General features: G+C 36.7%; 23 protein-coding genes, 2 pseudogenes and 1 riboswitch. Of the genes and pseudogenes, 10 read left to right on the top strand and 15 right to left on the bottom strand.

Annotated elements, in window-relative coordinates; translation table 11 throughout:
• Nucleotides 1–12 precede the first annotated feature (12 nt).
• Both J2S08_RS20845 and J2S08_RS20840 read left to right on the top strand, forming a co-directional pair.
• Nucleotides 13–1,884, top strand: coding sequence for a beta-glucoside-specific PTS transporter subunit IIABC (locus tag J2S08_RS20845; RefSeq protein ID WP_307233008.1), 1,872 nt, complete (start codon nt 13–15; stop codon nt 1,882–1,884).
• A 17-nt stretch (nt 1,885–1,901) separates the two neighbouring features.
• Nucleotides 1,902–2,627 (top strand): glucosamine-6-phosphate deaminase, encoded by a 726-nt coding sequence (locus tag J2S08_RS20840; RefSeq protein WP_307233023.1) that lies wholly within the window; start codon nt 1,902–1,904, stop codon nt 2,625–2,627.
• A gap of 162 nt (nt 2,628–2,789) precedes the next feature.
• On the opposite strand, the gene J2S08_RS20835 is transcribed toward J2S08_RS20840, so the two are convergent.
• Nucleotides 2,790–3,227, bottom strand: a complete 438-nt coding sequence (locus J2S08_RS20835; RefSeq protein WP_307233006.1) for a ferritin-like domain-containing protein — start codon at nt 3,225–3,227, stop codon at nt 2,790–2,792.
• Between the two features lie 287 nt (nt 3,228–3,514).
• A riboswitch (M-box (ykoK) riboswitch) is annotated at nt 3,515–3,681 on the top strand.
• 298 nt (nt 3,682–3,979) lie between these two features.
• Between J2S08_RS20835 and J2S08_RS20830 the strand changes: the two genes are divergently transcribed.
• Both J2S08_RS20830 and mgtE read left to right on the top strand, forming a co-directional pair.
• On the top strand, nt 3,980–4,687 hold the full coding sequence (locus tag J2S08_RS20830; RefSeq protein WP_307233004.1) for an MgtC/SapB family protein: 708 nt from the start codon (nt 3,980–3,982) through the stop codon (nt 4,685–4,687).
• Nucleotides 4,688–4,746: 59 nt separating this feature from the next.
• Nucleotides 4,747–6,081 (top strand): magnesium transporter, encoded by a 1,335-nt coding sequence (mgtE, locus tag J2S08_RS20825; RefSeq protein WP_307233002.1) that lies wholly within the window; start codon nt 4,747–4,749, stop codon nt 6,079–6,081.
• A gap of 81 nt (nt 6,082–6,162) precedes the next feature.
• Here mgtE and J2S08_RS20820 read toward each other — a convergent pair whose 3' ends face one another.
• From J2S08_RS20820 to J2S08_RS20810, 3 genes are all read right to left on the bottom strand, one after another.
• Entirely contained in the window at nt 6,163–6,795 is a 633-nt protein-coding gene (locus tag J2S08_RS20820) for an O-methyltransferase (protein ID WP_370875733.1), read from the bottom strand.
• A gap of 108 nt (nt 6,796–6,903) precedes the next feature.
• A complete protein-coding gene (locus J2S08_RS20815) occupies nt 6,904–7,689 on the bottom strand; it encodes an ABC transporter permease (RefSeq protein ID WP_307232998.1) in 786 nt (261 codons plus the stop codon).
• A 4-nt stretch (nt 7,690–7,693) separates the two neighbouring features.
• Complete coding sequence (locus tag J2S08_RS20810; RefSeq protein WP_307232996.1) at nt 7,694–8,314, bottom strand: ABC transporter ATP-binding protein; 621 nt, start codon at nt 8,312–8,314, stop codon at nt 7,694–7,696.
• A 561-nt stretch (nt 8,315–8,875) separates the two neighbouring features.
• Between J2S08_RS20810 and mntA the strand changes: the two genes are divergently transcribed.
• The 3 genes and pseudogenes from mntA to J2S08_RS20795 all read left to right on the top strand — a co-directional run.
• Nucleotides 8,876–9,283 (top strand): type VII toxin-antitoxin system MntA family adenylyltransferase antitoxin, encoded by a 408-nt coding sequence (gene mntA / locus J2S08_RS20805; RefSeq protein WP_307232994.1) that lies wholly within the window; start codon nt 8,876–8,878, stop codon nt 9,281–9,283.
• Nucleotides 9,273–9,452: pseudogene (gene hepT, locus J2S08_RS20800) on the top strand (type VII toxin-antitoxin system HepT family RNase toxin); the annotation flags it as partial. The gene mntA and the pseudogene hepT, both read left to right, overlap by 11 nt.
• Before the next feature lie 380 nt (nt 9,453–9,832).
• Nucleotides 9,833–10,033 (top strand): annotated as a pseudogene (locus tag J2S08_RS20795) (catalase); the annotation flags it as partial.
• Between the two features lie 286 nt (nt 10,034–10,319).
• Here the strand turns inward: J2S08_RS20795 and J2S08_RS20790 are convergent.
• Together J2S08_RS20790 and J2S08_RS20785 are read right to left on the bottom strand one after the other, a co-directional pair.
• Entirely contained in the window at nt 10,320–10,481 is a 162-nt protein-coding gene (locus tag J2S08_RS20790) for a hypothetical protein (RefSeq protein WP_307232992.1), read from the bottom strand.
• A 132-nt stretch (nt 10,482–10,613) separates the two neighbouring features.
• Complete coding sequence (locus tag J2S08_RS20785; protein WP_307232990.1) at nt 10,614–10,985, bottom strand: hypothetical protein; 372 nt, start codon at nt 10,983–10,985, stop codon at nt 10,614–10,616.
• Between the two features lie 106 nt (nt 10,986–11,091).
• Here J2S08_RS20785 and J2S08_RS20780 point away from each other — a divergent pair, with 106 nt between their 5' ends.
• Complete coding sequence (locus J2S08_RS20780) at nt 11,092–11,358, top strand: hypothetical protein (RefSeq protein WP_307232988.1); 267 nt, start codon at nt 11,092–11,094, stop codon at nt 11,356–11,358.
• A gap of 42 nt (nt 11,359–11,400) precedes the next feature.
• Here J2S08_RS20780 and J2S08_RS20775 read toward each other — a convergent pair whose 3' ends face one another.
• On the bottom strand, nt 11,401–11,547 hold the full coding sequence (locus tag J2S08_RS20775) for a hypothetical protein (RefSeq protein ID WP_307232986.1): 147 nt from the start codon (nt 11,545–11,547) through the stop codon (nt 11,401–11,403).
• 1,073 nt (nt 11,548–12,620) lie between these two features.
• Nucleotides 12,621–13,061, bottom strand: coding sequence for a DUF4064 domain-containing protein (locus tag J2S08_RS20770; RefSeq protein WP_307232984.1), 441 nt, complete (start codon nt 13,059–13,061; stop codon nt 12,621–12,623).
• A 323-nt stretch (nt 13,062–13,384) separates the two neighbouring features.
• On the opposite strand from J2S08_RS20770, the gene J2S08_RS20765 reads away from it, so the two are divergent.
• The gene (locus J2S08_RS20765) at nt 13,385–14,152 is read left to right on the top strand and encodes a (S)-benzoin forming benzil reductase (RefSeq protein WP_307232982.1); all 768 of its coding nucleotides are present in this window, start codon (nt 13,385–13,387) and stop codon (nt 14,150–14,152) included.
• Nucleotides 14,153–14,546: 394 nt separating this feature from the next.
• On the opposite strand, the gene J2S08_RS20760 is transcribed toward J2S08_RS20765, so the two are convergent.
• Nucleotides 14,547–14,633 carry a hypothetical protein gene (locus J2S08_RS20760; protein ID WP_307233020.1) on the bottom strand — a complete coding sequence of 29 codons (87 nt, stop codon included), beginning with the start codon at nt 14,631–14,633 and terminating at the stop codon, nt 14,547–14,549.
• A gap of 462 nt (nt 14,634–15,095) precedes the next feature.
• Here J2S08_RS20760 and J2S08_RS20755 point away from each other — a divergent pair, with 462 nt between their 5' ends.
• The gene (locus J2S08_RS20755; RefSeq protein WP_307232979.1) at nt 15,096–17,258 is read left to right on the top strand and encodes an MMPL family transporter; all 2,163 of its coding nucleotides are present in this window, start codon (nt 15,096–15,098) and stop codon (nt 17,256–17,258) included.
• Between the two features lie 124 nt (nt 17,259–17,382).
• Here J2S08_RS20755 and J2S08_RS20750 read toward each other — a convergent pair whose 3' ends face one another.
• The 6 genes from J2S08_RS20750 to J2S08_RS20725 form a co-directional block, all read right to left on the bottom strand.
• Nucleotides 17,383–18,234 carry a tagatose bisphosphate family class II aldolase gene (locus J2S08_RS20750; protein ID WP_307232978.1) on the bottom strand — a complete coding sequence of 284 codons (852 nt, stop codon included), beginning with the start codon at nt 18,232–18,234 and terminating at the stop codon, nt 17,383–17,385.
• Nucleotides 18,235–18,281: 47 nt separating this feature from the next.
• Nucleotides 18,282–18,740 (bottom strand): PTS sugar transporter subunit IIA, encoded by a 459-nt coding sequence (locus J2S08_RS20745; RefSeq protein ID WP_307232976.1) that lies wholly within the window; start codon nt 18,738–18,740, stop codon nt 18,282–18,284.
• Nucleotides 18,741–18,863: 123 nt separating this feature from the next.
• On the bottom strand, nt 18,864–20,267 hold the full coding sequence (locus tag J2S08_RS20740; RefSeq protein ID WP_307232974.1) for a PTS fructose transporter subunit IIC: 1,404 nt from the start codon (nt 20,265–20,267) through the stop codon (nt 18,864–18,866).
• Between the two features lie 14 nt (nt 20,268–20,281).
• The gene (gene pfkB / locus J2S08_RS20735; RefSeq protein WP_307232972.1) at nt 20,282–21,193 is read right to left on the bottom strand and encodes a 1-phosphofructokinase; all 912 of its coding nucleotides are present in this window, start codon (nt 21,191–21,193) and stop codon (nt 20,282–20,284) included.
• A 260-nt stretch (nt 21,194–21,453) separates the two neighbouring features.
• Entirely contained in the window at nt 21,454–22,236 is a 783-nt protein-coding gene (locus tag J2S08_RS20730) for a MurR/RpiR family transcriptional regulator (RefSeq protein ID WP_307232971.1), read from the bottom strand.
• 564 nt (nt 22,237–22,800) lie between these two features.
• On the bottom strand, nt 22,801–23,997 hold the full coding sequence (locus J2S08_RS20725) for a thiolase family protein (protein ID WP_307232969.1): 1,197 nt from the start codon (nt 23,995–23,997) through the stop codon (nt 22,801–22,803).
• Nucleotides 23,998–24,268: the final 271 nt, after the last annotated feature.

Below are 24,268 nucleotides of genomic sequence, written 5' to 3'. Positions count from 1 at the left end.
GAGGTGGCTTCAATGAATGAAAAAGAAGCAAAACAATTAGCAGAAAAAGTCATTGCATTAATGGGTGGTAAACAGAACATAACGAAAAGATGGCATTGTGTGACAAGGCTAAGATTTAATGTTGTAGATGACAAAAAAGTAGAGTTATCAAAATTAATACAATTGGAAGGAGTATTGGGCGCTCGATTTCAAAATGGCCATTACCAAGTGATTATTGGAGAAAATGTTGGAAAAGTATTTAAAGAAGTTACAAAAATGATCGGTAATGATGCCAAATCAACCGAAAATCACAGTAAAAAGAAACAAAATCCAATTAGTCATATTTTTGATGTTATCTCGGGGGTATTTGCTCCTGTTATCGCTGTTATCATTGGTGGAGGTATGATAAAAGGCTTCTTGCCTTTATTTGTCATGATGGGCGCTATTAGCGAAGGAAGTGATGTATATATTATTTTTTCCTTAATAGCTGACTGTATTTTCTATTTCTTGCCTTTCCTACTTGCTGCCAGTGCGGCGAAAAAATTTAATACGAATGAATTTCTAGCAATGGCACTTGCTGCTGCAATGTTATATCCAACGATTTTAGAGGCAGCAAAAGAAGGTATGACAGATCCATTAAATTTCTTTGGAATTGGTGTACCGATCGTTAATTACAGTTCTTCAGTCGTCCCGATTCTATTAGGTGTATGGATTCTAAGTTATGTTCATAAGTGGATTGAGAAAATAATTCCCAATCTACTGAAGATTATTTTGGTTCCAACATTAACATTACTTATCATGGTTCCAATTCAATTAATTGTATTAGGGCCGATAGGCTCTCATTTAGGAAGTGGATTAGCTGCATTTGCCATCTGGGCATTTACATTTTCGCCTCTGCTCGCAGGTTTGGTTTTAGGTGCATTAAGACCTATCATCGTAATGACCGGAATGCATTTTAGTTTCTTTCCAATCATGATAGAAAACTTTAAAAAATATAACTATGATGTGATCGATCCTGTTCATTTTATGAGTACAATGTCTCAAACAGGAGCCGCATTTGGGGTATTTTTAAAAGTAAAGAATAAAAAAATGAAACCTGTAGCATTATCGGCAACTATTTCTGGTTTATTAGGGGTAACAGAACCTGCATTATACGGGTGTTTAGTAAGGTATAAACGGCCATTAATTGCTGCGATCATTAGCGGTGGTTTTTGGGGCGCATTTGTAGCACACTTCGGGGGTAAATGCTATGCCTTTGCGATGACTTCCGTTTTAACAATGCCCGTTTATTTTGGACCAGCATTTAAATATATGGTAATTGGAACAATTGGAGCGTTTATTACTTCGGCTGTTTTAACTTATATGATTGGATTTAAAGAAGAATCATCAGAACCAAGTACAGATGGTCAAGATGATTCAGTAATTATCAAACCTGCTGTTGAAAGAGAAAAAACTGTTATTGCTGCACCAATGAATGGTGAAATAGTGTCTTTAAAAGACGTGCCTGATGCGACATTTTCCTCAGGAGTGATGGGGAATGGAGTCGCTATTAAACCAATAGATAAGCAAATATATTCACCTGTAAATGGCAAAATAAAAGCAGTTTTTTCTACAAAGCATGCGATTGGTATAGAGTCAGAAGATGGCGTAGAAATTCTTATACACATTGGGATAAATACGGTGAACTTAGAAGGGAATTTCTTTGATGTTCATGTTAATGAAGGTGATACAGTTAAAAAAGCGGATTTGTTAGCAACTGTTGAGTTTAATAGAATTGAGCAATTTGGCTATGCAACAATAACTCCTATTCTAATTACAAATACAAATGAATACCAAGATGTCGAAGTAATCATAGATACTGGCACCATTGCTACGGGGGAACAAATATTAAAAATAATAAAATAGAAAGTGAGTGTTCAATGATGAAACTAATCATTACAAAAGATTACCAAGAAATGAGCGAATTAGCAGTACAATTATTAATGAGTTATATGATGAAAGAATATCCTACCAATCTTGCCATTACAGCAGGAACAACACCAGAAAGATTATATGAAATCTTAGTTCCTTATGTAAAGGATCATGGGCAATTCGCTAACATTAATTATTTTAACTTTGATGAAGTCCCGTATAAAGGAACGGATAGTTATGGTGTTACGATGAGCAATCTTAATCGAATGTTTTTTCACCCAGCAAATATTCCAGCAAAACAAATTCATGTATTGGATGAAAAAAATTATAAAGAACACGATGAGTATATAGAGAAGATGGGGGGATTAGATCTCATTATGCTAGGTCTAGGAAAAGATGGCCATTTTTGCGGCAACTTGCCGGGAACTACTAAATTCGGAGATTTAACTAGTGCCGTTCCGATTTCTGTTAGACCTGACATGTATGATATTATCCTAGATGAGGTTGGTTATCAAGTAGATAAAGTTCCCGATTTTTACGTTACAATGGGGCCGAAAAGTGTTATGCGTGCGAAAAATATTTTGATGATCGTATCCGGTACGCATAAAGCAGAGATTTTAAAACAGGTTATTGAAGGACCTGTTGATGAACATGTTCCTTCTAGTTTGTTAATGCTGCATCCTTTTATTACCGTCATTGCTGATAAAGATGCTGCATCGCTATTGACTGCAAAATAAAAACAGGTCGTCTATGTACATTTGTATGTGATCTGTTGTGATAGAAAGCATTTCTAATGGACAAACTTCACGAGGCGGTGAAGTTGTCCTTTTTTCATTGTGAAGCTACGTTAACTTTATAGAATGAAGGCAATACTTTAGTTCCCCTTACACATATGGTGACTACATAGACATTTTTCTTTGAACATATAAATACAAAAACCAAACTGCATGGTTTTGCTCATCAGCTGCCGCTCGGCGAAATTGCTCTTTTATATATAGATTTTGTGCTTTATCTGCAATATCTAAATAAAAATCTACTGTTTTTTGTTCATCTTCAATGGCAAATTGAAGACCATCGAGATATTTTTTGGGACATTCCTCGATTATTTTTGGAGATGGCTGCTTGTTTGTCAGCCACGTATAAATTCTAGAAAATGTTTCAAAATGCTTCATTTCATCGTTGCGGATCTCCTTTATTATACGCCGGTCTTTCTTCGATGGGGCGATCTTCGCCAAGTATTTATAACAAGCAATTGCACTATATTCTCCATTTATCGCCCTTGCAATCTCGTCTATTAGCAGAAGATCCTGTTGGCGGGCTTGATCATATACATACATTAGCGTTCCTCCTCTTTTCACTTTATCTTATGTATACAAGACAAAAATGTGAGGAAACAATGAGATATAGTGAAACCCTAAACTAAATAAAATTTAATAAAAGTCGCTGTGAGTGACTTCTGTCCTGTAAGTCCAATCAAAGGAACATTTGACTTTCTGTTATCCCTCCCCACGGAGCGTTTTTTGATCCTATCACTCTTGAAAAAGTCCTTAGCATGCAGTTGGAAGTGGGCTAAAAACAAAGTTGACAATCCTGTCGATCTTTAATAAGATAATCAATATTACAAATAATGCTTCGTTAGGTGAGGCTCCTGTATGGAGAAATGCTGCTGCCCAAAAATGTCGAGAGACGCCAATGGGTCAACAGAAATCATCGACTTAAGGTGATTTTTAATGCAGCTGGAAGAAGACTCCTATGCCATACAGTGCTAAAACTCAACGAATGAAGGAAGAATGATAGTATGGCATATCAATCGTACTTTTATTTTTCGTTGGATAAAAAATCCGCCTTCACTCGTTGAGGCGGTTTTCTTGTTGTTATTTAGATTAGCAAAAAAGGAAGGTGAAGGTCATGGATAGTAGTCCTGTGCAACTGTTTAAAAATTTAAAAAGGCTCATGATGGGAAATTCAGTAAAACAGAGCAAGACATAAGGAATATTTAATACGTTATTTACTAATATTTACATCACTCCGTTCGATACTTCTCTTTCCTTCCCTACATGTAGCCTCTATGAAATGAGGGGTTGTTATCATGCTAAACTTGGAATTATTATTTAAGCTTACTCTCTCCCTGTTTATTGGGTTGCTAATCGGCATTGACCGTCAACTCAAGCATAAACCACTTGGTTTAAAAACGTGTATGATCATTTCCGTAGCCAGTTGTTTAGTAACGATTGTATCAATGGAATCTTTTCACAGATTTGCAACTCCCACCTTTCGAAATATGGACCCAATGCGCCTAACTGCGCAAATTGTATCTGGGGTGGGGTTTCTTGGCGCTGGCGTCATTTTAAGAAAAAGCAATGATGTGATTTCTGGCTTAACTAGTGCTGCCTTAATTTGGTCTGCTTCTGGACTTGGCATTGCTGTAGGCGTTGGACTCTACATGGAGGCATTCTATGCCGTTATTTTATTCATTCTGGCTGTTAACGTCTTGCCGCATTTTATTATTAAAATTGGTCCTCAAAAATTACGGCAACGAGATGTGTCCGTTACGATTATTGTGGAACCAAATTGTAAAATGACAGACCTGTTAAAATCTATCGAAAGAAAAGATATAAAAACTTCAAACAAACAAGGTGTATTGAAAATTAAACGAATGAAACTAAGCGACTTGGCAAACAACACGCAACAAATTGATCTGCTTTTATCAGCTCCTGAGAAGCAATATACGACAGAAATATACTATCTCATTAAAAAAATTGATCATGTACTGCAAGTAAATGTCGAGCAATTGTAACGAAGACATTGTCAGTAATAAAAAACAGGCGTGATTGTGAAGAATGAGGAGGTCGCAAAATGCTTACCATTAAAAACTGGGAGGAATATACGTATTATTTATTGATGTATTTAAAAAAGAAGCAGAAAGCGCATTTTAGAGTGGACTTTTTTCAGCTTCATCCAACAAATCAAGCAGATTTTTTTCGATTATTAGATAAAGAAAAACGTCAATGCTTCTATCATTTCATCGATCCTAAAGAGCTAGCTGTTATTTTTTCACATTTAGCGCTTCAAGAACAGAACAAAATAATGGAAGAGTTAGAAGAGCAATATGCGCTTGCAATGATGAGAGAATTACGCACTGATGATGCCGTTGATTTTTTCAAAGAAAGTCGCAAAGATTTGACTGCTCGCTATTTGAGTTTAATGGATGAAAAAACAGCACAAAAAATAAAAACATTTATGATGTATGAAAAAGAAACGATTGGCTCGCTAATGACGACAGAATATGTGACAGCAAAAGCATCAGAAACAGCGGAGCAGGTCTTATTGCGGCTTCGTCACGAAAGTAAACTAGCAGAAACCATTTATTATATTTATATCGTAAATGAGAAAAAACACTTAATTGGCGTTGTATCATTACGTGAATTAATTGTAAGCCATCCTCAAGATGCCCTTTTACACATAATGAAGGAACATCTGATTACGGCAACCACAGATATGGAACAGGAAAAAGCAGTCGCCATTATTGAAGAGTATGATCTGCTGGCAGTACCAGTCGTAAATCATGATGATGAAATGATTGGCATCATTACCGTAGATGATGTTTTAGATGTTATGCAGCAAGAAGCCACTCAAGATCGAAGAGAGCTTGCAGGTTCGGATGGAATACTTGATTCGGAGGCCAATGCTCTTAAAGCAGCTAAATTGCGCTTGCCGTGGTTTATTCTCCTGCTTTTTTTAAGTGGCTTCACAGCAAAATGGATCGCAGCTTCCGTTCCGGAAACATTTGATCTTGCTATTTTCATACCATTAATGGCGATAATAGCGATAAATACGGGGGTTCAGTCACAATCTGTTGTATTGCGGAGATTGTCTCAAAATGAATTGAATAGAAAAACATTCATTGCAATATACAAACGAGAAACAGTGACAGCTTTTTTGGTAGGGATTGCTTGTGGAATGTTTGCAGCAGCCTTAGGATATTATTTTATGAATAATGTGACAAAGGCAGCAGTTTTAGGCATTTCCATGCTCGTTAATATTTCCATTTGTTCCGTAACCGGCAGCATAATTCCTTTTATCATTCATCGCTTAAAAATAGACCCTGATGTTGCTTCATGCCCATTTATCATCATCATAAACATAACGATTTCTATTTTGCTCTGTTTTATAGCAACTAGCTTTATTTAAACTTCCAAGTATGGTTCATATTGATAGAAAGGAAAGCAAAAGCAGCGTATTTATGTTTTTGCTTTCTTCATTTCTCATAACTTACTTGATCATTGCCAATGAAATGCCATCAAATGCCGGCAATAAAGTACTTTGCAACCGGTCGTCCTGCGCAAGCTGCTCATTAAATCTGCGCACTGCTTGTACAGCAGGACTATCGATGCTTTCATCATACGTTCTGCCGCGCATTAACGTATTGTCCGCTGCAATAATGGCGCCAGGGTTGCCAAGTTTAAGCGCCCATTCCAAATAAAGTGGATAATTTTCTTTATCAGCATCTATAAAGAAAAAATCAAATTTTCTTTCTTCCTTCTCCAGCTGCACAAGACTATCTTTGGCATCCCCAATTCGATATTCTACCAAATCCCCTAAACCTGCTTCAGCAAGATGCTTTTTCGCAACATCGGCATATTCCTGTTTTAATTCTAAAGATATAATATTTCCATCTTTCCCCAATTCACGAGCCAGACAAATGCCGCTATAACCACCAAGTGCGCCAATTTCCAGTACCTGCTTTGCTCCAGAAAGCTTTACAAGCATTGAGAGCAGTCTGCCAAAGCCCGGACTAATTGAAATGTTCGGCATCCCTTTTTTAATAATGCCAGCTTTTACTTTATCCAACATTTCATCCTGTGGATAAATTGATTGAATATATTCCTTTACTGTTTTTTTCAAGGTTTCTCTCTCCCTCATTTCATCTCATTTATACAATGATAATGATAATCGTTTTAAATTAAATTGCAAGAGAGGAACAACGAAAAGGAATCGATTAATACCTTTCACTCATTTCATTATTAATTGCGCATGTTTATTGAAAAAGCTTCGATAACCGTAATGGATAAACAAAACCGCTGTCAATGATACTCCACCTAGAATGCCTAACAAGACTGCTATTTGGTATTTAATTGCAAGAATAGGACTAATGCCAGCGAGCATTTGCCCTGTCATCATTCCAGGTAAAAAAACGATACCCATCCCAATCATATTATTAATCGTCGGTAAAATAGCTGCATCAAAAGCGTTATCCACATACCGTTTGACTGCTGCTTTTGGAGAAGCACCAAGCATTAGCGCTCCTTCTACCTTTTCCTTATTACTCGATAGACCTTCTAATAAAGTCTTTACTCCTAACGTTATCGCTGTCATCGAATTTCCAATAATCATACCAGCGATGGGAATAAAATAGCGCGGCTCGTACCATGGCTTAAAATGAATAACCATATAGTTAAAATAAAGAAGACTTGCAAGCGTTCCAACACATAAAGAAATCGCAATTACATACTTCAGCTTATTTGAAATAGGTTCTTTGATTTGTTTAAATACGTTATAAACGGCAAAAGCCTCCATTACTAAAACAATGAGAACAATTAAAAATGGATTTGGATTTTGAAAGACAAATGTGAGAATATAACCTGCAAGCACCAATTGAATGGTCATTCTCAACGTTGCAAGTACAATCTGTTTTTCTCGCGATATCCCTCTCCATTTCACAATAACAATTAATAATAATACAAACAAATAGGCTGCAAGCAGCCGCCATATTCCTATCTCTATTACGCCACTTTCCAAATTATTACACCTTCTTTTTCTTAATGGTAATCACATGTTCGCCATATTGGTTTGCTAGATTGTTAGAGTGCGTTACCATAATGATCGTGCCCCCTTGTCTTCGTACTTCATTGATAAATTGTTTGATAACTGTTTTTTCCGTTTGTTCGTCCAGTGCTGATGATGGTTCATCCAAAAGGTAAACAGCAGGGTTCATTAATAACACCCTTGCAAGTGCAAGCCGTTGTTTCTCTCCACCTGACAAGTCTTCAGCATCCTCATCTACACTTTTCGATAAGCACACAATATCAAGCACTCGCTTCAATTCGTCTTGCGCTGCCGCTTCTTTTTCCGAGAATAATCTTCCCAGTTGTAGATTCTCTGCGATTGTTCCTGGAAATATAAGAGGCGTTTGCGGCAGCATTACCACTTCTCTTCTATGTTTGATTGGATCTCTATTGCAAAGAAGCTCTCCCTTAAAGTAAATATCGCCGCTATCTGGTATCGCCATTTTATTTAAAAGTTTTAGCAAGGTTGATTTACCTGCCCCACTTTCTCCAACAATACACGTTACTCGATCAGACTCAAATACCATATGATGAATCTGTAAAATCGATCTGTAATGAACGTTTTCAAGCTTGAACATTTCTTCACCTCCTTTCTCTCTCAATCATAAGACAGAATGCTGATTTCCTCTATTTTTAGTACTTACGTGACTTTATTTAAAGTAGAAAATAGAATAGAATTTTCCTCTTATGAAGCTTTCTTTATTCTGTATCCTGACTAAATGTGAAAGGATGCTCTTTGTCAGTATCCATTATTATTCATAAAATATATTTTTACACAGAAGCTAACGAGTTTTTTGCACAAATTTCACATCTCATATAAGAATCCGTTTACACAGAGAAGCAATCAATTATGGTATGATGAATACACGGATTGACTATACTTCTGCAGTTCTTGCTAATTGTGAGGCAGTATCTGAATATCAATAGCATACAAAGCGTAGAAGTTATATATGATGCTATGAGATCACAGCTGTTTGGGATGAAATAAACGTACAGCGATGTGTCCAAAAATATCATGATGATATTGAGCGGAATAGAGATAATAAACATCAATGAAGGTTAATTGGAACACAAAATATTTATTGTCGGAATGCTGCATACATAGGATTGATTACTGATAATCTTAGGAGGAGTGTCCAATGGAAACCGAGATGTTTCAACAAATTAAAGATTTCCTAATAAAAAAAGTGAATCCATTATTTGTTATTGTATTTGGTTCCTATGCGAAAGGGAAAACACATAAGAATAGCGACATAGACATAGCATTTTACAGCGATGACCGATCACTTACAACATATGATATTTTTCAGTTATCACAGGAATTAGCAGACATTCTTAAATTAGAAGTTGATTTAGTCAATATAGATTTCGCCTCAACAGTTTTTCAAGCACAAATTTATACAATCGGAAAAGTAATTTATTCAAAGGATGACACTTTTCTTAAAAATCATCAAATGACTGCTCTCAGCATGTATGCAAATTTGAATGAAGAACGCGATGTAGTACTAAAAAAAATTGATGAAAGCAGGTCTATTTATGAAAAATGATGTGATTTTAAATAAAATAAATGTTATCGAGCGTTGTTTAATACGAATAAAAGAAGTTTATGCTAATGACCCTTCTAACCTACAGGATTATACTAAACAAGATTCTATCGTTCTAAATATACAACGAGCTTGCCAAGCATCCATTGATTTGGCTATGCATATTGTTTCTTAAGCAATTGTGTAGATTTTTCAAGCATTATGGAGGATTTTATCACTGCCATTCACAATAGAATCATAATAACATTTAAGCTCACATACATTTATTTTAATGAGAGAAAAGGTGCCTTTCTTTTTGTACATAGGTAGTAATTATAAAGGAAAACAATGAAGGGTTTCAATTTGATCAGATCCTCCCCAAATAAGTCAATTCCACTTAAAAAAATATATCCAAGAACTTTCCAAATCAAAACAAAACATGCAATAACAAAAATTTAAAGACTAAAAATCTATGATATTTACTAGAATCAAAAGTGAAATGACTCCCCAAACCTTATGTACAAAACGATCTGAAATAAGATGAATTCAAAGAAAGAGGGAGAATAATCAAAAATGAGACATAATGAAAGATCTCATCAGAACCCATATATTCGGAATGTTAAGGAAGATGAGCAATTTAAAGGACGTAACCTTTCAAAGTGGCAAGGGGATGTACCAGCATCTTTACATTCTGAAACAGTAGGTGAAAGAGGTCCTGTACTTGAACAGGACAATATTCTGCATGAAACATTGGAAACTTTTGTCCATGAAAAAAAGTATTGCTTATTTATAAATTTATCCAAAATTTCGGCTGAACATTTTTCATTTGATTCTTTGTTAGTATCCATTATCTCATTTCCCCTCTATTCAACGAAATAAATGTATGATTTTAAAACATACATTTATAATCCTTGTCAAAGATAAAAAATAATCCATCCTTGAGATTGTGACTCAATACGGATGGATTAACGTGTCTATTCGAACGATGGACTTTTTAGAAATTAATTTTATCTAAAACACTAGAATCATCTTCAAAAAAAACGGACATTAAAAGTCCGTTTTACTTTTGAGGATACTGTTTTGTGAAAGAGTCTGTGAACTTGAAGCCTGCATCAAAATCACCAATTTTTAATCCAAGTACGAAGTAACCTTGAATTGTAATCTCTATTGCCTTTTTGTTGTTAATAATATTATAAGAGCTCGTTGTTTGTGTCCAAGGCATAGGAAATCCACCGTTACCAGATGTAATGTGACTAACACTTTCAAACTTTTTATTAGAACCTGAACCAGTATACTTATAATTGAAATGTATCCAGAGTTTAGTATCATATTTAATATTCAATGGATTCCAAGTTTATTCATGCCATTTTATTTCTGCGGAACCATTTTTAGTTGTCATTAAACTATTTTCAAATGGTATATTTTCAATCAATTCATCATTAATTTCAATAACTTCTTCTGCGCCGGAGAACTTTTTATTTTCTTCAACTTCTGCAAGTGCCTTTTCAAACTCTTCTACACTATCAAAACTAACTACAGGTGTTCCTTCAGGCAATTCTTCTATGCTAATAATCTCTAAATTGTTATGTCTTTTTGCAACGTCTTCAAGTTGCTCTAATATTGCATCTCGTTCAACATCCTCTTCATTTGCTGCTAAAGCCAACGGACTGAATAAGTTAAAAATGAAAGTTACCGATAAAACTAATAAAATAAAAATCTTTTTCATAATAATTATCTTTTTTGTTTTTTCTTCTCTTTTATAATAACATTATATCTAGGAAATTGGTGAAAAAATGTAAATATTTTATATATTTTGTAGAAAGGAGTTAACAATGAATAAGTTTACAAGTAATAAAGCGTTATTCCTTACTAGTGTCATTATTACATTTATTATTTCGTTTATACCAAAAATCGGAATAATGACATTAGATACAGATCGCCTTTTTGGTTTTCCTGCCAAATGGTTTGAGTTAAGAGTGGCTGGAAACATTACATTCAATGTTTGGAGTTTATTATTTAACTTTTTATTTTACTATCTCATTTTGTTGGGGATAAGAAAAATTCTATCTTTTCTTTTTAAGATAATAAAAAAACAATGAAGCATTAGCTTATTAAATGATAAAAAGCGTCATGAATGTTTATCACAACGCTTTTCCATATTTCTTTAAAACTAATTCTATGCTTTCCTCAATCAACTCATTGGCATTCTCATCAAGTTCAACAGCCAGTACCTTTATTTTTTTATATAGTTCCACATCAAGAGTATTGTTAACAACTTTTCTTTTCATGATATCATCAAATTGATGAGACCATAGTTAACTTTTATATAAACAACTAAATAGCTACAGCTAGTTATTATGGAATAACCTCGAGAGTTTGCGATACTTTCGAGGATGTTCCTTTTTAAAATCATAAAGCTTTTTGAAGTTTTTGCTTCTGTAAATTCCTATAAGGAGCTAACTTCTTGACGACTTCATCAGATTTACCCTTTTTAACATAATCTTCTCTAAACGTTGAGTATTTTTTTAACCTCTTGTAAATCTCAAACAATCTTTATAGCAGTAGCACCCTCTTTAATAAACGAGATATTTCTTTTTCATGGATTTAACTTTTATATATTTATTAGTTATCTCATTTGCAGTTAATCGAGTAGGAGGGAGTGATTAACTCCCATTATAAGTCGATTTTATCTAAGTAAAACGCATGGATTGTTATCGATGAAGGAGACGCCTTAACCCTTGGTTTGTCCAGTATTGATCACCAAGGGCTTTAAATAGGATCGGACTCTTGGCTATTTGCCAATATGCCTTTCTCGTATTTGCCCATTCCCACGCTTGGCCTTTATGGATTCCGTATTTTATTAAATTTCTATACTTCGTTATGATTTTCTTCCATTCCTTCCATCGTATCATTCATAGGCTTTTTCTTATCCGCTTATCTAGTATTTTAATAGAGTGAGTGCTTCTGCTAACTGATAGTACCATGCCATACTTTAACTTTTTGATTCTTTCCTCCATCTCTATCGATTGCCTTCTGGAAGTTAGTGCCCATGTCCTTGCTTCATCTACTCTATGCCCCCTTTGGCAGTAAGGACTTTGACTTGTATCCGCAACCTCATCTAAAGCATCTTTCCTTATATGAAGTTCGTGTTCCTTGAGGTGGAGAATTACCGCCGACTTCCCTCAGATTCTAGGTAACCCTAGCCCCTCTTGTCTTAAGCTAACTGCTACTACAGCTTTCACAGTTCCGGACTTGAACCCTATAGAATATGTACATGTTTTGGCACACAATTAAAAAAGGAATCCAAGTCAAATGCTTGAATCCCTCTTCCGCAGCTCCCGATTTCAACATGATGGATATTTTATTCAATGATTTCACTAGGTGGCATTTCGCTAGGAGGCGCTTTGCGAGCAAAGCACATAATGCCTGCAATAAGATAGAGAATTCCCGGCAAAAAGCCTAAACCAAACGTAAGAAGTGTCGGTATTACAGCTCCGATAATAAACATAATCCCTGCTAGCTTTGGTTTTTTATTTCCTTTTATAGCAATGACACCAATTAGTCCAAGAACGAAACCTATTATTGCAGCGATTAAAATCGCCCAACTACTACCTGTAAAAAGGGTTAATGTTGAATCAATTAATTCGTTATCCATTGTTGGATCATTAACTAGCTGACCTCTAAGTTCGTCTTGAAATTCTTGCATATTAAAAATGGCAACTATAAGGAGCCCAAATAAGGCGCCAAGGGCATTCATAACGATGCCAATGACACCTAATACAATTTCCCCAGTTCTTTTCATATTTTCTCCTCCTTGTTTCCCATCAGCTTACAGTCTAAGCTAATATACGTTATAAAGGCATAAACGTTTCATCATTCTATCATATTTTTTACTAGATAAGTACTTTAGCTCCCAAATTAGTTCCAAATTACTTATTTGACACGTTATCGAATTGTATTCCTAAAACGGTCATAGTATAAAACAATCTGAGTAATGCCGACAGACAATCGTTGCTTTGTGATAAAATAGCTATCAACAAACAGATACTTTTAGCTGGGAATGCATTTTGATAGCCTTTGCCATCCTCGGCAAAAACGTTCAAGTCATGATAGGAGGAATAGGATATGAAAGTTTTTATGATAACAGGTACTTCTCGTGGATTAGGAGAAGCAATGGTAAAGAGACTCTTTTCTTCAGACCATCATCTTGTCTGTATTTCGCGAAAAAAGAACGATCACCTGATCAAAGAAGCCGCAAATAATCAAACTGCCCTTGATTATTACGAATGTGACCTCCATGAACTGCACAGTTTGGACGCTTTAATGAAAAGAATTTTTCATGCTTTGTCGTCTATGAAAATCGATGCTCTCTACCTGATTAATAACGCAGGCGTTGTACAGCCAATCGCACCAGCTCATAAAAATACTAGCGAGGAAATAGAACGAAATATTCACGTTAATTTAATAGCTCCAATGATTTTGACAGCAAATTTTATTAAATTAGCCTATCATTTAAAAATAGAGAAGCGAATTCTTAATATCTCATCCGGCGCCGGCAGAAATCCTTATGAAGGCTGGAGCAGCTACTGTGCTGCAAAAGCAGGTTTAGATCATTTTACGAGGTGTGTGGCAAAAGAACAGCAGAAGGAAGCGTTCGGCGCTCGCATCGTCTCGTTAGCACCAGGCATTATCGATACAGATATGCAAAAAGAGATTAGATCCACTGATCAAGAGGATTTTACAGACCTTAATAAGTTTATCCAATATAAAAAGGAAGGACAACTCTCACAAGCTCAAGCAACTGCAAATAAGATTATTGACTTATTATGCAGTACATCCTTTGGAAAACAGGGACATATTTTAGACATTAGGAAGATAGACAGAGTAGAGTAAAGTGAAATTTCCATTTGTCGGAGTTGCTCATTCTCCTGTGATGCTGATTCAAGACGCCTTCCTTCACTTCTAGACCTGAACCAATCGGGAACGAATTTAGAGGTGAGAGAAAAGCTCACTCCCACCTCTCACCTCTAAAACAGATACGGGTTAAAGTGATCGGAAAAGGAAATCACTTTTTCTTCGTGCGCTGGTGATTCAAGAAGCTATCGTTATCCTGACTTTCAGTTATCTCACCAGCGCTGCTGATTCTTCTAACCTTGCCACTTAGAAGTAGGATAAAAAGAGCCCGTCAGCTGGCTTCTACTAGATACTACTAATACGCTTTTGCCCAAAACACCAAATGTTTTGCTTTCTCCCCACAAACAACACAAGTATTTGATACGGCTTCTTGTTAAAAAGCAATGCATCGAAATGTGACACCCGCTTCTTCTTTCAAATATACCTCACAACCTAAGCTGCCACACCACATCGCCTTCACAAAACCTAGCTGCAAGGTTCAAATACCTTCTCATCAGAATCTCTCAGCAAACGATTCTCTCTTTGGAAATGAGGTGAAGCATTTTACTCGTCCATTTCATTGTTCTTATATAATCATTTATTTGTTTACAGGAAAGTTAGACAATATGCAGAGATTTATTATGTGAAAGTCAAGTGACGTCTATTTTCAATTTCAATGAAGTGTGCTATATATGTTAATGTACATATAATTTACACGTTTATATAGCTAGAGAATAAGGTTCGCTTCGATCTATTTTGCTCAAAACGAAGTGAATAGCATTTGTATAAAAATACCGATTCAAGAAGATTGTGATTTCAAAAAAATCGGTTATTTACTGAATAGAAATGAGATGGATAGGTCAAGTGTTGAGAAATAGGCTCGCCTCTCCACCTTTAGAAAAAAATTTTGACTCGCATAAAGTTGCAGGAAATGAGGCTTATGATGAAAAAACTTGGTTTATTCTCTTATCAGCACAGAAAACTCATCTTAGTTTTTTGGTTTCTATTAGTTATTATTGCTGGATTCTTTGCTTTTAAATTGCCTGCCATACTTGGTGGAAGCGGCTTCGAAATGGAAGGCTCATATAAAGAAGTAAAAACGTTAATGGAAGATCATTTTGATATCCCAGAATCATCACTCATTGTGGTATTTGAAAAAAAGCAGCATGTGAATGATGAAGCTTTCCAAACATATATAGAAGAAACACTTGAGAGAATAGCAAAAATTGACGAAGTAGAAGCAATTACGTCTCCTCTAGATAAGCAAGAAAATAGAAAAGGAAACTATGCTTATGCTGTTGTGTCCTTTAGTAAACCTGCTCATGAAATGAAACAAGAAGTAGCGAATATGAGACAAGCACTTGTTAACAAACAAGACATGTCTGTCGGTCTGACTGGCGCACCATTAATAGAAGAAGATATGAGTGAAGCATCCCAAAATGATCTATTCCGAGCGGAAATGATTGGGCTGCCAGTTGCATTGATTGTCCTTCTGCTCGCATTTCGAGGAATCATTGCTGCCCTCGTTCCCCTCGTAACAGGCCTAGTCAGCGTTGCAGCGGCAATGGGGCTGCTCTATCTCACTGGTCAGCATTTAGAGCTGTCCATATTTGTTCTTAATACAGTTCCAATGATCGGGTTGGCGCTCGGAATCGACTTTGCTCTCCTTTTTGTCAATCGCTTTCGTGAGGAATTAGAAAATCAAACTACTGAACACGCTATTGTGAAAACCGTTGAAACATCAGGAAGAGCCATCGTCTTCTCTGGCCTTTGCGTCCTTCTTGGTCTTACGGGAATGCTTTTTATTCAAGTCGGCGTATTTCAAGCGATTGCCATTGGGGGCATTGCTGTTGTCCTAACTTCGGTTTTAGCTGCGAATACGTTTTTGCCGGCGCTGTTATCGCTGTTAGGACCTCATATTAATAAATGGATCATATTAAAAGAAACGAAAAAGAAAGCAAACAAATGGCATGCTTTTGCAGCCTTCGTTATGAAACATCCAGTGATCATGGCTGTCACTGCAACTGTTGTTTTAATCATTGGACTGCTGCCGATTGCTGACATAAAATTAACGATTCCAGAAGCCGATGCCCTTCCTGCATCCTATGAATCAAGAACGGTGTACGAAACATTTGAAAAAAACTTTTTAGAAGAAAATGAAACAGCGATCCCAATGATTGTGAAAGCGAACGAAAACATGCTTGATTTGGCCTCATTAAAAAAACTTGAAAGCTTGACCGAAACATTGAAAAAGGAAAAGCTCGTAACGAAAGTAGATTCTGTCCTATCGATAAGTGGTTTGAATGCTGAAGCATTTCACACGATATATGAAAATGAAGAACAGAGGAAAGCGTTGCAAGGATTAGTTGACAAAACAATTCATAAAGAGGAAACATTGTTAACCGTTACGATTGCAGCAGATGCCTCGTCTAAAACAGCAAAGGATTGGGTGCGAAATTGGAAAGATAAAGAAACAGATTTGCAACTATTAGTAGGAGGAAAAGCAACCTTTCATCAAGAAGTCTTTGATGAAATTTCTCATAAAGCATTATACAGCCTTGGCTTTATCTTTCTTTCTACTTATATCGTATTATTTTTTGCTTTTCACTCTGTCCTTATCCCTTTAAAAGCTATTTTTATGAATATTCTTAGCCTTGGAGCGACTTTTGGCATCATCGTTTGGCTTTTCCAAGGTGGACATCTTGGCAATGACGCTAGCGATATCGCACTAATGATTCCTGTTTTCGCCTTCAGTATTGTGTTCGGTTTAAGTATGGACTATGAAGTCTTTCTCATTTCAAGAATACATGAAGTATACAAAGAAACAGGAGACAACAATCGTGCAACACTAGAAGGACTTACTTCGACAAGCAAAATCATTACCTCTGCAGCTGCTATTATGATTGTTATAACCGGAGCTTTCGCATTTACTGGTGTTGTTCCAGTGAAACAGATGGGCGTAGCGGTGGCTCTTGCCATCTTCATTGATGCAACCATCGTTCGGATGGTTCTCGTTCCTTCATTAATGAAGCTGCTAGGAAATCTCAACTGGTGGGCGCCAAAAATATTACGCCGACGAGTAAAAAAACAAGCTAAAGATTATTAAGAATGGAGCAGACTAGCCCATTTTTAAGAGAACCCTGCATCACGTTCATTCGAGATGCAGGGTTTTTCCTAAAAAAAATCAGATGGGATTCCCACCTGATTGAAACAACTATTTTAAAATAGATTTAATAACGGTTGTTGCTCATACACATTTTGATTTTCTCTGCTACGACAGCTTTCATGGCTGCTTTTGCTGGTTCCATATATTTACGTGGATCATTGGCTTCTGGATGTTGCACTAAGTATTCACGTAAATGACTGGAGAAAGGAATTTTTAATTCTGTTGCAATATTCACTTTCGTACATCCCAGTTCAATACAACGACGAACATCTGCTTCTGGAATGCCTGATGCGCCATGTAATACAAGAGGTATATCGACAACTTCACGAATCTGTTCTAAGCGTTCAAAATCAATTTTTGGCTCTGCAGCGTATAATCCATGTGCTGTTCCGATAGCGACAGCCAATGAGTCAATCCCTGTTTTGTCAGCAAATTCTTTAGCAGCTTTAGGATCTGTAAAAAAGGAATCAGCTTCGTCTACAACAAGATCATCCTCTTGTCCGCCTAATCTTCCCAATTCCGCTTCCACTGTAGCGCCGTTCGCATGAGCGTAATCTACTACTTCCTTCACGATTTTCACATTTTCCTCAAAAGGATGATGAGAGGCATCAATCATTACTGATTTTGTTCCTAACTCAACCGAAGCTTTAATATCTTCCAGCGTTTCATGATGATCCAAATGAAGTGCAATCGGTACTTGATATTTTTTTGCGGCCACTTCTACAATTGCTTGAATGTAGTCTCTGCCAGCATAACTAAATGTCCCTGGCGTTCCCGCTAAAATGACTGGTGATCCTAATTCTGCTGCTGTTTCTACAATCACTTGGATCGTTTCGAGATTATGAATATTAAAAGCAGGAACGGCATAGCCTTCTTTTTGGGCACGAAGAAGCATTTCTTTTGTATTTACTACCATGATTATCGCCTCGTTTTTGAAAGATTTTATCGCATTTCTTTTTTGGTTTAACTAAGGGCTTTTGTTATGATGGAAATAATATCTTCTTTCGTCTTAGCATCTAGAAGTTTTTCTCTTACTTCTTCCTCGATCAGCATTCTTGAAATAGAAGATAACAGCTCCAAGTGTGTCGTTCCTTCTTCATTTTTTGGAATTAATAAGCCAATCATAAATGTTACTGGTTTACCATCCAACGCATTCCATTCAATTCCGTTTTGATTAGAAATAATGATCACTGCAGGTTTTTGAATCACTTCTAGTTGCGTATGGGGTATTGCAAATCCATCCAGGAACCCTGTCGTACTTTGTTCTTCTCGCTCAAAAAGGCCGACTGTTGTCTCTTCAGCTGAAGTTGTTACTCCATTCTCAAAAGCAATTTTTGCAATTTGAAGAAATGCCTCTTTCTGGGTAGTTAAGTTTCCCTCGACTACTACATAATCTTCTTGAAGAAATTCATTCATCGACATTCTTTCACAACCTTTCACTTTGTCCTTTTCGTTATCATCGGCAATCGTTTGATGATCCATTCATTTTAATAAGTGATCTTTTTCACAAACTATTTGTTCATCATCACTAACATTCGCAGGTCATTATTTTTTTTGATAAGCATTTTTACGATAGATTCCATAAAGTACTGCACCTATAAGCGAACCGACTAGAATCGCCAATACCCATTGGAAAGCACCTGTAACAACCGGCAAGACGAGAAATCCACCATGTGGCGCAGGAACTTGTACACCAAACATATAAGTTAAGACCGCAGAAACAGACGATGCAACCATTAGAATAGGGATAGCAACTAATGGGTTTTTAGCAGCGAATGGAATCGCTCCTTCTGTAATATGTGTTGACCCAAGAATAAAGTTTACAAGACCAGCGTTTCTTTCTTGTTTATCGAAATATTTTTTAAAGATGACGGTCGCAAAAGCAAATACTAATGGAGGTGTAATACATGCTGCTGATACACCGGCCATAAAATACATGTTTCCTTCTGCTAGAAGCGCTGTACCCGTTACATAAGCAGCCTTATTGACTGGTCCTCCCATATCAAATGCACTCATACAACCAACAATAATGCCTAAAACAACTGGATTTGCACCTTGGAAATCAGCTAAAAAGTTTTTCAATCCTTCGTTAATAGCTGTCATTGGTTCCACTAAAAAGAACATAATGATACCGATAAAGAAAATACCTAATACTGGATATAAGAAAATTGCTTTTAACCCTTCGAGTGATTTTGGCAATTTACTAAAGGCTTTTTGTAGCAAATAAATGATAAATCCTGCTAAGAAACCGGCAACGATTCCACCAAGAAAACCTGCTCCTCCGGTATGAGCAATCATACCGCCAATAAACCCAACAACAAGTCCTGGTCTTCTTGCCATCGATTCAGCAATGTATGCAGCTAAAACTGGTACCATTAATTGAAAACCAAGACCGCCTGTTTTGTTAAGCAGTTCTGCAAATTGATTGTACGATTCATGCTCAGGATTGGCAGAATGAATCCCAAATAAGAAAGAAAGGGCAATTAACACACCACCGCCGACAACGAACGGCAGCATATGAGAAACACCATTCATTAAGTGCTTATAAATTTGTCTTCCTATAGAATTAGTGCCTTGTTCTTCTGTATTCTCTTCTTCAGCAGGCAGATTTGCTGCACTTTCCGCTTTATAAATGGGAGCTTTACGATCTATGATAGCTTGAATTAATTTTTCTGGATCTTTAATGCCTTTTGCCACTGGTACATCAAGTGCTGGTTTACCGATAAAACGATCAGCATTCACATCTTTATCAGCTGCGATAATGACACCATCTGCTTCTTGAATATCTTTCTCAGTTAGTGCGTTCTCAACACCGACTTGACCATGTGTTTCGACTTTAATATCAACACCAAGCTTCTCAGCAGCTTTCTTTAATGCAGCTTCAGCCATAAATGTATGGGCAATACCTGTAGGACAGCCAGTAGCAGCAACAATCTTTATTTTTGACATATCGATTCCCCCTTCTATATATGCTCTACTGTAATGTTTTTAGATAGATCACTTAGGTTGTCAAAATTCCCTAATCCTTTAGAAAAAGCAGTGAGTGAACCTGCTGCTGAAGCGTATTTTAAAGCCTCATCGGTACTTGCACCTTGTATTTTTTTCCCAACAAATGTTGCTAACAAAGTATCGCCAGCACAAGCAGTATTAACAACTTTTCCTTCTAAAGAAGAGACTTTGATTGTTTCGTCTTTAGAAAGATAGATAGAACCATGCTCTCCTCTTGAAACTAATACTTGCAGAGCTCCTTTGTTTAATAGTTCTTTTCCATAATAAATTAATTCTTCTTCTGTTAATGACTTTTTATTAAAAAAAGCAGCGAGCTCTTCATCATTAGGTTTAATTAAATACGGCTGATAAGCTAGACATTGCAATAATTTAGGCGAACTAACATCTAAAATTAATTTCAAGTTATTACGTTGTGATAACTTTGAAATTTCTATAAAAATATCATCTTTTATTCCTTGGGGCAGGCTTCCAGAAACAAATAAGTAGCTATTTTCGGGTATCTTTTTCATTTTATCAATTAACTCTGCCACTTTATTTTCAGGAATCGTCGGCCCTTTGTTCACGATCTTATATTCTTCATTAGCATTCACAAATATGTTCACTCTTGTAATGCCATCAACATTAATAAAATCAGTTGCTATTTGCTTTTTTATCAGCTCATCCTTAATATAATTACCTGTAAAGCCAGCGATAAATCCAAGTGCTGTACTATGAATTCCTAATTCTTTTAATACAACAGAAACATTCACACCTTTGCCATTTGCCTGATAGTCCTCTTCTGTCGTTCGATTGACGACATTTGGAGAAAGAGCATCCATTTTGACAAATAAATCAATAGCAGTGTTCATTGTACATGTATATATCAAAATAACACCTCCCCTAACCAGCTTCTACATTCATTATTGCATAGAAAAAGAGCGCCATGTTTACAGGATGTGTAAAGGTTTTCAGCACTTGGTTACAATTTTTTCGACTATAAAGCCAGATAGAAGAACCTTCTATCTGGCTTAACAAACATTTATCCTACATCTAACTGGCGAGTCAAAACCCCCACCTCAGGGAGTAAGAGGATTCAGAAGCGCTAGGTGGGAAATGAGAGAAAACCCCCACTCATGGAAGTTTCACTTTATTTCTCGTTCGAGATGCGAATGACATAAGAATCTAGCAAAACCCTGGAAAGCACTTGTAAAGGCAATCGTGAGCGTACTTCATACTCAGGGAAAAAAGATTGATCTCCTTTATAGCCGACAAGAATAATCTCGGAAAGCTTGGCAAGATGTGAATCGATCCTCGTCGTAAGGGTAATCGTAGAAATTGCCTTGATTTTAAAGTTTTTCGCTGCTTCAATGAGTTCTTCCGTTTCTCCATTTAACGAAACAAAAATCACTAAATCTTGAGGAAACAATTTTTTCGATTTCACTCTAATAATATTAGGATCTGTATGCATTTCACAATTTTTTCCTAACAGCTGTAATTTAATCGTTAATTCAGTGCCAATTAACTCAGAAAAACCTCTTGCAAACACATATATTTTATCGGCATTATGTATTTTTTGAATGGCATCTTCAATTTGACCAATGTTCAACATATGAATCGTATCCAGCACTTCACGTTCATTTTTGCGAATGGCTTCTTTAATTTGACTGTCTATATCATCCATGACGCGATCTTCTTTAAAATTACGATGCTCTTTCATTGTATATTTAAATGAAGTATAGCCATCATAACCAAGCTTCTTCATGAGACGGACGATCGTAGCAGTTGAAACATTTGCTTCCTCACTCAACTTAACAATCGATAAAGTCGCTATTCTTTGCATATTTTGGTAGATATAATCCAATAAGTGGCGTTCTGAATCACTTAATGACTGGTAAATATCCGGCGAGATATCAAGCAATTTTTCACTCATTTATAACCCCCCTTTTTCTAAAGTCTTTATACCTTCATTATATTGGAATGCGTTAAAGATGAAAAAAGAAATTTATTGCATTTTTGTGCCTTGTGAATAAAGGGAAACTTCCAGCAGTGGGGTTTATCTCCCATCCCCCACTCATAAGAAGTAGAACAAAAGCCAAGATCGCAAGCGTCCTCGAAAACGGAAACCACTTTTTCTTCGTGCGATGTATCACTGCCTAAGCTTTCCTTATCCCGCCGGCAATGACTTTCAGCTATCCCCCACCTAGCACTTTTAATTCCTCTTACTCCTCAAAGTGGGGGTTTTGACTAGTCATTTAAATATAGGATAAGAAGCGTTAGATTGAAGTTTCGTTACTCATTTGTATGACCATAAAGGAATGAAATTATGCCACCTGGAAAGTGGATGTGATCGATTTTTCTTTTTGTTCAAGAGCATGATTGTGTGGGATCGTTTGAGGCATTAAGAAGAGAATCCTTACTTAGATAGCAAAAGGGAGGAAAACGAAGAGAAAGCGGCAAATGCATTTTAAATCTCCTCGTTTAAAGCACAACAAATTCATTTTTGATAGCTCTTTACTACTGTTGCAATTCCTTGTCCAACACCAATACACATTGTAGCAAGTCCGTAGGCAGCTCCTCTTTTTTTCATTTCATGAATCAATGTTGTGAAGATTCGAGCCCCACTTGCCCCTAATGGATGACCATATGCAATCGAACCGCCATTCACATTCACTTTTTCGCTCTCTAAACCTAATTCGTTTATACACGCCAATGCTTGTGCAGCAAAGGCTTCATTTAATTCAATAACATCTAGTGCATCGACATTGATATCAGCCCTCTTTAAGGCTTTTTTTGACGCTGGAACAGGACCAATCCCCATATAAGCTGGGTCAACACCGGCAACAGCAAATGCTTCAATGGTTGCCATTGGTGTCAATCCTAAAGAAAGTGCTTTATCTTCACTCATTAACAACACCGCTGCCGCACCGTCATTAATCCCAGACGCATTTCCTGCTGTCACCGTCCCATTTTCATAGACTGCTTTTAAAGATGCCAGTTTTTCTAGATTCGTATCAGGTCTTAGGTGTTCGTCAACATTTACAACCGTTGTTGCTCGCTTGGTTTCAATCGACACTGGAATGAGCTCAGCTTCAAGTCTTTTTTGATCTATCGCTGCTTTTGCTTTCAGTTGACTGTGATAAGCAAAAACATCTTGGTCTTCACGTGAAATGCCATACTTGCGTGCAACATGATCTGCTGTCTCAATCATCGAAAAAGGCGGATGCATGCTAGCTAATTTTTGATTGATAAAACGCCAGCCGATCGTCGTATCATATGTTTCCAGATTGCGCTGATAGGCTTTATTCTGTTTTGCAATAACAAACGGCGCTCTCGTCATACTCTCCGTTCCACCTGCAATAAAAATATCACCTTCGCCGCACATGATTGCTTTCGCTGCCTGATTGATTGCCTCCAAGCTTGATCCACATAACCGATTAACCGTGACCCCTCCTACTTCAACCGGAAGTCCTGCTAATAACACTGCCATTCTCGCCACATTTCGGTTATCCTCTCCACTTTGATTGGCACAGCCGAAATAAACATCCTCTATTTCTTCGAGCGGAAACGGATTTCTTTTTACTAGCGCCTCAATGACAATTGCCGCTAAATCATCTGAACGTACATCCCTCAATGCACCGCCATATCGCCCGATTGGCGTTCGCACCGCGTCAACTATGACTGCTTTCTTCATCTTATCTTCCTCGCTTCTCCATCTTTGAGAGGTTGTTCTAAGTTAGAAGAAGAATTCATAACATATGTTTTGCATACTTTTTGAACAAGCCCCCTAGTAAACACTATTCAAAAGGTATTGTTTTCATTCCTTGACGTGAATATCGCGATGAGTAGCAATATGAAAATAACTTGCCTTTGTGAACTACTCACCACTTATCGACCTTGCGGTCTGATTGAAGTGGGAGCTTCTTGGGAACTAGATACTTTTGTTAGCTATCTATATTTACCAA

It is taken from the genome of Bacillus chungangensis, assembly GCF_030812995.1.
Classification (GTDB): Bacteria; Bacillota; Bacilli; order Bacillales; family Bacillaceae_C; genus Bacillus_CF; species Bacillus_CF chungangensis.
This window is presented reverse-complemented; position numbering and strand designations above follow the sequence as displayed.

What these genes read in the sequence shown, in the direction of transcription:
- J2S08_RS20740 (WP_307232974.1), bottom strand. Translation starts at nt 20,267, where the DNA reads ATGTCAAAAATAAAGATTGTTGCTGCTACTGGCTGTCCTACAGGTATT.
- J2S08_RS20770 (WP_307232984.1), bottom strand. Translation starts at nt 13,061, where the DNA reads ATGAAAAGAACTGGGGAAATTGTATTAGGTGTCATTGGCATCGTTATG.
- J2S08_RS20785 (WP_307232990.1), bottom strand. Translation starts at nt 10,985, where the DNA reads ATGAAAAAGATTTTTATTTTATTAGTTTTATCGGTAACTTTCATTTTT.
- J2S08_RS20730 (WP_307232971.1), bottom strand. Translation starts at nt 22,236, where the DNA reads ATGAGTGAAAAATTGCTTGATATCTCGCCGGATATTTACCAGTCATTA.
- J2S08_RS20775 (WP_307232986.1), bottom strand. Translation starts at nt 11,547, where the DNA reads ATGAAAAGAAAAGTTGTTAACAATACTCTTGATGTGGAACTATATAAA.
- J2S08_RS20745 (WP_307232976.1), bottom strand. Translation starts at nt 18,740, where the DNA reads ATGTCGATGAATGAATTTCTTCAAGAAGATTATGTAGTAGTCGAGGGA.
- J2S08_RS20780 (WP_307232988.1), top strand. Translation starts at nt 11,092, where the DNA reads ATGAATAAGTTTACAAGTAATAAAGCGTTATTCCTTACTAGTGTCATT.
- J2S08_RS20755 (WP_307232979.1), top strand. Translation starts at nt 15,096, where the DNA reads ATGAAAAAACTTGGTTTATTCTCTTATCAGCACAGAAAACTCATCTTA.
- J2S08_RS20840 (WP_307233023.1), top strand. Translation starts at nt 1,902, where the DNA reads ATGAAACTAATCATTACAAAAGATTACCAAGAAATGAGCGAATTAGCA.
- J2S08_RS20835 (WP_307233006.1), bottom strand. Translation starts at nt 3,227, where the DNA reads ATGTATGTATATGATCAAGCCCGCCAACAGGATCTTCTGCTAATAGAC.
- J2S08_RS20810 (WP_307232996.1), bottom strand. Translation starts at nt 8,314, where the DNA reads ATGTTCAAGCTTGAAAACGTTCATTACAGATCGATTTTACAGATTCAT.
- J2S08_RS20750 (WP_307232978.1), bottom strand. Translation starts at nt 18,234, where the DNA reads ATGGTAGTAAATACAAAAGAAATGCTTCTTCGTGCCCAAAAAGAAGGC.
- mgtE (WP_307233002.1), top strand. Translation starts at nt 4,747, where the DNA reads ATGCTTACCATTAAAAACTGGGAGGAATATACGTATTATTTATTGATG.
- J2S08_RS20845 (WP_307233008.1), top strand. Translation starts at nt 13, where the DNA reads ATGAATGAAAAAGAAGCAAAACAATTAGCAGAAAAAGTCATTGCATTA.
- J2S08_RS20765 (WP_307232982.1), top strand. Translation starts at nt 13,385, where the DNA reads ATGAAAGTTTTTATGATAACAGGTACTTCTCGTGGATTAGGAGAAGCA.
- J2S08_RS20790 (WP_307232992.1), bottom strand. Translation starts at nt 10,481, where the DNA reads ATGCCTTGGACACAAACAACGAGCTCTTATAATATTATTAACAACAAA.
- J2S08_RS20830 (WP_307233004.1), top strand. Translation starts at nt 3,980, where the DNA reads ATGCTAAACTTGGAATTATTATTTAAGCTTACTCTCTCCCTGTTTATT.
- mntA (WP_307232994.1), top strand. Translation starts at nt 8,876, where the DNA reads ATGGAAACCGAGATGTTTCAACAAATTAAAGATTTCCTAATAAAAAAA.
- J2S08_RS20725 (WP_307232969.1), bottom strand. Translation starts at nt 23,997, where the DNA reads ATGAAGAAAGCAGTCATAGTTGACGCGGTGCGAACGCCAATCGGGCGA.